Source organism: Bacillota bacterium, assembly GCA_023511485.1.
Lineage (GTDB): Bacteria > Actinomycetota > Aquicultoria > Aquicultorales > Aquicultoraceae > CADDYS01.
Genome location: JAIMBH010000049.1, coordinates 1 through 6,410 on the forward strand (window position 1 = coordinate 1; position 6,410 = coordinate 6,410).

6 protein-coding genes are annotated in these 6,410 nt (G+C 48.3%); all 6 read right to left on the bottom strand.

All coding sequences use genetic code 11. The features are described from left to right. Nucleotides 1-81: 81 nt before the first annotated feature. Nucleotides 82-387, bottom strand: coding sequence for a M48 family metallopeptidase (locus K6T91_11360; GenBank protein ID MCL6473385.1), 306 nt, complete (start codon nucleotides 385-387; stop codon nucleotides 82-84). Nucleotides 388-391: 4 nt separating this feature from the next. Next, nucleotides 392-3,340, bottom strand: a complete 2,949-nt coding sequence (locus tag K6T91_11365; protein MCL6473386.1) for an HsdR family type I site-specific deoxyribonuclease — start codon at nucleotides 3,338-3,340, stop codon at nucleotides 392-394. After that, nucleotides 3,340-3,681 (bottom strand): DUF86 domain-containing protein, encoded by a 342-nt coding sequence (locus tag K6T91_11370; protein MCL6473387.1) that lies wholly within the window; start codon nucleotides 3,679-3,681, stop codon nucleotides 3,340-3,342. The genes K6T91_11365 and K6T91_11370 overlap by 1 nt, the downstream gene beginning before the upstream one ends. Continuing rightward, nucleotides 3,671-3,961, bottom strand: coding sequence for a nucleotidyltransferase family protein (locus tag K6T91_11375; GenBank protein MCL6473388.1), 291 nt, complete (start codon nucleotides 3,959-3,961; stop codon nucleotides 3,671-3,673). Before K6T91_11375 ends, K6T91_11370 begins: the two co-directional genes overlap by 11 nt. Further along, nucleotides 3,948-5,294, bottom strand: a complete 1,347-nt coding sequence (locus tag K6T91_11380; GenBank protein MCL6473389.1) for a restriction endonuclease subunit S — start codon at nucleotides 5,292-5,294, stop codon at nucleotides 3,948-3,950. Before K6T91_11380 ends, K6T91_11375 begins: the two co-directional genes overlap by 14 nt. Further along, the coding region (locus K6T91_11385; GenBank protein MCL6473390.1) for an SAM-dependent methyltransferase at nucleotides 5,287-6,410 on the bottom strand (1,124 nt) is incomplete at its 5' end. The genes K6T91_11385 and K6T91_11380, both read right to left, overlap by 8 nt.

Here is a 6,410-nt window from a genome sequence, read left to right on the forward strand (position 1 = left end):
AAAAAATAAAAAACTAATTTTTTTTTTATTTTTTTCTGAAACGTCCCCTCTACGACTCTACGAGCGTTAAAAAGAGAATGATTACCACGCATCCGCCTCGGCCAGATACGCATTAAATAAGCTCTTAAAAAGCTTGCTGTGATTAGATACCTTCATATGGAGTAATTCATGCACTATAACTTCCCGCCTAAACCTTGCGGGCTGGCGTAATAAATCAGTGTCAAACGTTAACCTGCCATTGCTTGAGCAGCTTGCCCATTTGCGTTTCATGGATCGTATATGTATTTCTTTGGGCTCGACACCAATGCGTTCTGCCCAGAACATAACCTCTGATTTAAAGATGCTTGCTGGCACCAATTCTTCTAACGGCTGCGGTAGATCGCGCATAACTTTATCCATTACTACCTCTCTTGATGATTCGCATGATATGATCAACTGCTTCTTTTATTTTCTTGACTCCGATCTTTTCGAGCTGCTGATAAAACGTCCGGCGCACTTTTCTTGCTTGCTCGTCGTTGGTGCGCCAGTAAGGATATTTAGCAAGTGTAGCTTCAATCTCAGCTGTCGCCTTTTCAGCCCTCTCCTTCTCTACCCCAGATTGCTTGAGCAGCCAATATACCGTAAACGCCTCTACAGAGATATTCATTTCTGCTTGCTGGCGGGCGGCTTCTAGCATTTTTTGGGCTTCCTCTTCAAGCTTCTTTAGTGTCTCAATTACATCCGCTTGATGCTCGATAAACGCATTGGCTATTTGCTCAGCCCTCTCACCGATCGATATAAGGTAGGGTTTGAATTCGCCCTCCTCTTCAACCTTCTTTTGGATGCTTTTAAGGAGGTTAAATACCTTAACGTTATCAGGCTGGTCGCTCTGGGCTATTATGTGAAGCGTCTCGGGGGTAATCTCATACACTTTGACGCTCTCATGGATCATGCCTGCCTGCGTGTGTTCTTGAACAAGATATGCGGTCTTTCTGGCCAGTTCTCTATCGATAGGCTCGCCGCCATCGAATGCGGCCCGCACCGCCGAGTACATGTCGGCAAGCATCTCGTAATCGCTCATAAACTCGCGCAGGAAGGCGTCGGGCGAGATTATTTCATAGAGGGTTTCGATTTCTTTGAAGAAGCGATAGAAACCGTGCCGCTCCTCTTCGTCCATAAATGCATTGATAGCCGCTTCGACCGCCTTGTCAGCGGGTTTACCAGTAGCTATCGGCAAATAATCTTTGCGAGCGGTCTTAATGAGACCTTTAAAGCGATCTTTTAACAGGTCGAGGCCTTCAACTGCCGCCTTTACATCTCTTGAGTCAAAAGCGAGGGCCTTTTCCAGGTTATCGAAGATACCAACAAAATCGACGATAAACCCGCCTGGTTTGCGCTTGCCGTTTTTGTCCTCATAGGGACGATTGACGCGCGCGATCGCTTGCAAAAGCACATGGTCGCGCATTGGTTTATCAAGATACATGCAGTAGAGTACTGGCGCATCATAGCCAGTTAAAAGCTTCTCGGTTACAATCAGTATCTTGGGAAGCTTCTCAGAATCGATAAAGTCCTTTCGGATGCGCTTCTCCTCGTCCTCGGAGAGATGGTACTTTGCGATCTCTTCCGGGTCGTTTTGCGACGCGCTTATAATCACCCTTGAGTACTCGGGCGGCAAATAATCATCGAGCGCCGCTTTTAATAGTGTGCACGCCTCCCTGTCCACCCCGACAAGAAACGCTTTGTAGCCCATCGGCTCGACATTCTCTGTATAGTGCTTTGCCACATACTGGGCGATGCGCCGCACGCGTTCGCGGTTTTTGAGCATGTTGCGAAGGGTAACCGCCCGCTCGAGCACCCGGTTTAAATCCTCAACGTCGCTTACGCCCTGAACTTCGCTTAAATTGAGAAACTCTGTTTCAAGCGTCTCTTTATCGACCTGTAGCTCGTTGGGAGCAAGCGAATAGTAAAGCGGCACGGTCGTGCCGTCGCTAATCGACTCCGAGATGGAGTACTTATCGAGATAGCCAGTTGGGTCGTCCTTGCCGAATACCTTAAACGTGCCCTTGCCGTGCGATGTTTTATCAATCGGCGTACCGGTAAAACCGAGATAAGTCGCGTTGGGCAGCGCTCCCATAAGGTAGTTGCCGAGTTCGCCACCGGTCGTGCGGTGGGCCTCATCAACCAGCACAAATATATTCGAGCGGGTGTTTATATTTGCCGGGATGTCGTCAAATTTATGAATCATCGAGACAATGAGCCCACGTGTGTCGTCTTTAAGCAGCTCTCGAAGGCCTCGCTTGCTCTCTGCAACTGAAACGTTGCCGATCTGCGTGTAGTAGCCCGGTTTGCTGTACGGGCGAACAGATTGCCCAAGAAGTGTAGCCGCGAGGTTGCCGAAGAGCTGCGACTCAAGCTCGTTGCGATCGACCAGCATTAAAACAGTCGGGTTCTCAAACACCGGCTCCTCGATGAGACGCTTTGCAATAGTTATCATCGTGTACGTCTTGCCCGAGCCCTGCGTGTGCCAGACTAACCCGCGATGCTTTTCTCTATCCTGCGCCCTGCCCAGGGCCCTCTCAACCGCTCTCATCTGGTGAGGCCGCAGGATAACCTTGGCAAGCTCATCGTCTTTTCTCGTAAAGATAATATAGTCGCGAATCACGCGGAGCATCCTCTCGCGGGCGATAAAATGCTTTACCAATGACTCAAAATCTTGGCCCGCTGATTCTTCCTTCCAGTTAAAAAGGTTTTTGTTCGACGTGTTCCAGGTCGCGCCGTAATAGAACTGGACAAGATGGGTCAAAGCAAAAACCTGTGTGATGGAAAGAAGCTCGGGGGCTTCTCGGTGATAGCGCCGTATCTGATCCAGCGCCTCGTTAATGCCCTCTAGCTTGGTTGCCGCCTTGGTTTCGATTAAAAGGATTGGGATGCCGTTGATCAGAAAGGCGACATCGGCCCGGATGGCGTTGACGCCGTTTGAGAAGCGAAACTCATCGGTTACATGAAAAGTATTGCGATGGACGTTGTCAAAGTCGAGCAGGTTGATATTGCGCTCTCGCCTTTCGGTCTCTACAAAAACCGTTTTTAGGCCACGCAAATACTCCCACGCCTGCAGATTGCCCTCGATGCTTGAAGGCACGCGGATAATGCGGTTTGCGACCTCCTCGGCCTTTAGACGATCGACAACCGCAGGGTTTAAGGCCTGGACTCTGTCAATAAAAACATCCCAGAGGATGGGCTTCATTCCATCGTGCCGCAAACGAGTTGATTCATTCGGGGGCAGGTACTGCCACCCAACCTCTGTAGCGTATTTAATAAGCCTGTCTTGGACTGCTCTTCGCTCGCTACTTAGGTAGCTCATTATTCAGCCTCCAAAATAGCCTTTAGCATGGGTACCAATGGGGGAAGATCGTGCTCAATCGTATGCCACAGAATTGGGGCGCTGACTCCGAAATATTCATGCACAAGGATATTGCGGATACCTCTCATTTCATCCCACGGCATTTCAGGATATTGCTCCCGGACATTTGAAGGAATATGATTTGCCGCTTCACCGATAATCAAGATATTTCTAACAACAGCATCAAAGGCCATCTCATCTGAGACAAACTCTTCAAAATTCATGCCTTTGGTATAGCGCTGAATTTTTTCTATACATTCAAGAATATCTTCAATACGCAAACGCCAGTCCCTATGCGGCACTAATAGCCTCCTTGAGGATTTTTTCGCGGAGCCTTTCTTTCAATGCATCGGGGGTAACTAAATCAACTTCGCGCTGCAGAAGTTTTTCCAAGAAGGTTTTTAAGCGCACAAACTCAAAAAGCCCTACCGGCCTTGCAAATTCAACCAGTATGTCGATATCGCTTTCAGGCCCGGCCTCATCTCTGGCTATAGAGCCAAAGATTGCAAGTGATTTTACACCGAACTCATCTAGTTCTTTCCTATGCGAAGACAGTATGCGAAGAGCCTCATCTCGCCTCATGTTTCACCTCTACTACGTCTTTAACCCTGATTTTACCCGTCATCAAGTAATGCAGCAATGTCTTAAACTGAACCTCAAGCGCCCGTTTACGATTCTCCTCAGCCTCGATCTTTTTGTCTACAGCTTGGAGGATGCGGGCGATTTCTTGTTGTTCGGGGAGGGGCGGTAGTGGGACGCTTAGTGACTTCACAATGGTAGAATTCAACCCTTTCATAACAACACCGTGGCCTCGTGACTCAACCTGTTCCTTAACTTTTGAGCTTTGAAAAGATATAGCAAGGAACTGTGGAATTACTTTTGTCTTATCGGCCGTTATCCTGATCAAGTGAGAATCAATTATGCCCTTTGCAGCGTCGCCTGGAAAGACAATAGAATGGCCGACTGTACCCATCATTGTAAGCAAAATATCTTCTGGTTTTACCTCAAAGCCTTTGAGGGACTTATACTTATCGAAATTAATAAATCTATCACCTAGCGAGAAGTTATTCCTTATTACGTTCTGTTGTCCATAAACTTTTATGCCTTCTGTTGTAAGCTCTGATTTCTTTAACTGGCTTCCAAAGGGGCCCATTCTAATGGTGCCTTTCCCCTTAGCTGCAATTTCTTGAACATATACAATAGGCCAATGTATCGGCACTAAACCGATCTCGGTTTCTTTGAGGGGTACTTGGTCGGCCTGGTTGAAAGGGACGGGGCCATACGTAAAAAGATGGCGCATTAATGACTTTTTCAGCTCCCGAGCAGCATCAACAACCTTCCCCGTCTCCTCAATCCCTTGTTGAACCGCATCTAATGTATGGGCAATCCCATACTGGTCCTGTCTGGGCGGCAAAGGAACAAGTGAGTTTACAAAGGTTTTTCTAGTGACATGCTTCATTGTGCTTCCGCGAGCAGACTCAGCAATGCGAGTAATCTCTTTCTTTATCATCCAATAGAAGTAATCCCGATCTATTACTTTTTCATCTATAATGGCCTTAAAGATATGTTGGTTAAGCCATGCATCTTGCCCTTGCCACTTAAAAGCTCCAAGCGATGCGGACCAAGATATCAGTATGTCACCAGGATGAACCTTATATCGCTCATTTATTGTGCCAGCAAAATAGTTGTACGGTTTACTAGGATCATTCAGGTTCTGGATGCGAATAATAGGTAATCCTTTAGCGCCCCATTCAGTTGATTTAAAAGCGTAACCATTGATATAATCAGCGACCTCAGATAACCTCACCACATCCCAATCCACAGGCAGTGGTCCCAGCTCGGTCATCTTAAAACCTGGCTCAAGGTCGGCATCCTTATCATGTTTTCTTTCTGCCTGTTCGTTTGGGTCAATCATGGCTTAACACTCCAAACCCGAGTTTAGCCAAAACATCGTTAAGCTCGCGGTTGGCCTCGGCACGCTCCTCCTCGGCCTCCTGAAGAAGCACAAACGCCTCTTCGGGCGGCAAGACTTCTTCCTTGCCGTTTATCGCGACATAGCGGCTGGGCGAGAGATTATAATCATTGCGCACGGTTTCTTCTTTTGCGATGATCGCCGATATGCCCTCCTCAGCCTTCCAGTCCAGATAAAGCTGGCTGATATGCTCAATGTGCTCGTCTTCAAGGTAATTCTTCGGCCTTCCCTTTAAGAACAGCTTGCTTGCATTGATAAGCAAAATCTCGTTTGCATGCCGCTTTGCTTTGTTGATCACCATAATAATTCCAGGGGCGGTTGTGTTGTAGAAAAGGTTCTCCGGCAAAAGGATTACCGTCTCGATTAAGTCGTGCTCGACAAATTCTTTGCGGATGTCGCGCTCTTTGTTTGCGCCGAGATTGCCGCTTCCCCTCGACACAGCACCGGTGTCTAATACCACCGCCATCTTGCCATTGTCTTTAAGCGAAGTAAACATGTGCTGCACCCATCCCCAGTCAGCGCTTGAAGTCGGCGGAAACCCGAGCCCGAAGCGCCCGTAGGTGTCGTGCTCGTATGTAGTAAGCGGAAATTTCTGGTTCCACATGGGATTGGCTGTCACTTTATTAAACTTCTGAAGACTCCCGTCCGGCTCTTTAAACGCCGGGTGGTTCATGGTATCACCAATCGCAATATGGGCATCCATGTAATAGATGAAAGTGTTCATCCTGGCTATGGCGAACGTCGCCGGGTTTATCTCCTGCCCGTAGAAGCTTAATGGGCTTATATTCTCAGGGATAACCCTCCTGCCGTTCTCGCCCTTCACGCCGTACTTATCCTTAAACCTAAGGTGCGACTTTATGAGCAAACCGCCCGAGCCGCATGCCGGGTCATAAATCGAGTCGCCCGGGTCGGGGTCGAGAATATGAGCCATAAGAACCGCAACCTCACGCGGCGTATAAAACTCACCTGCGCTTTGCCCCTGGCCTTCAGCAAACTTGCGCAACAAATACTCATAAGCCCGCCCGAGGATATCCGGCTCGACATCTCGCGTCCCCAGCC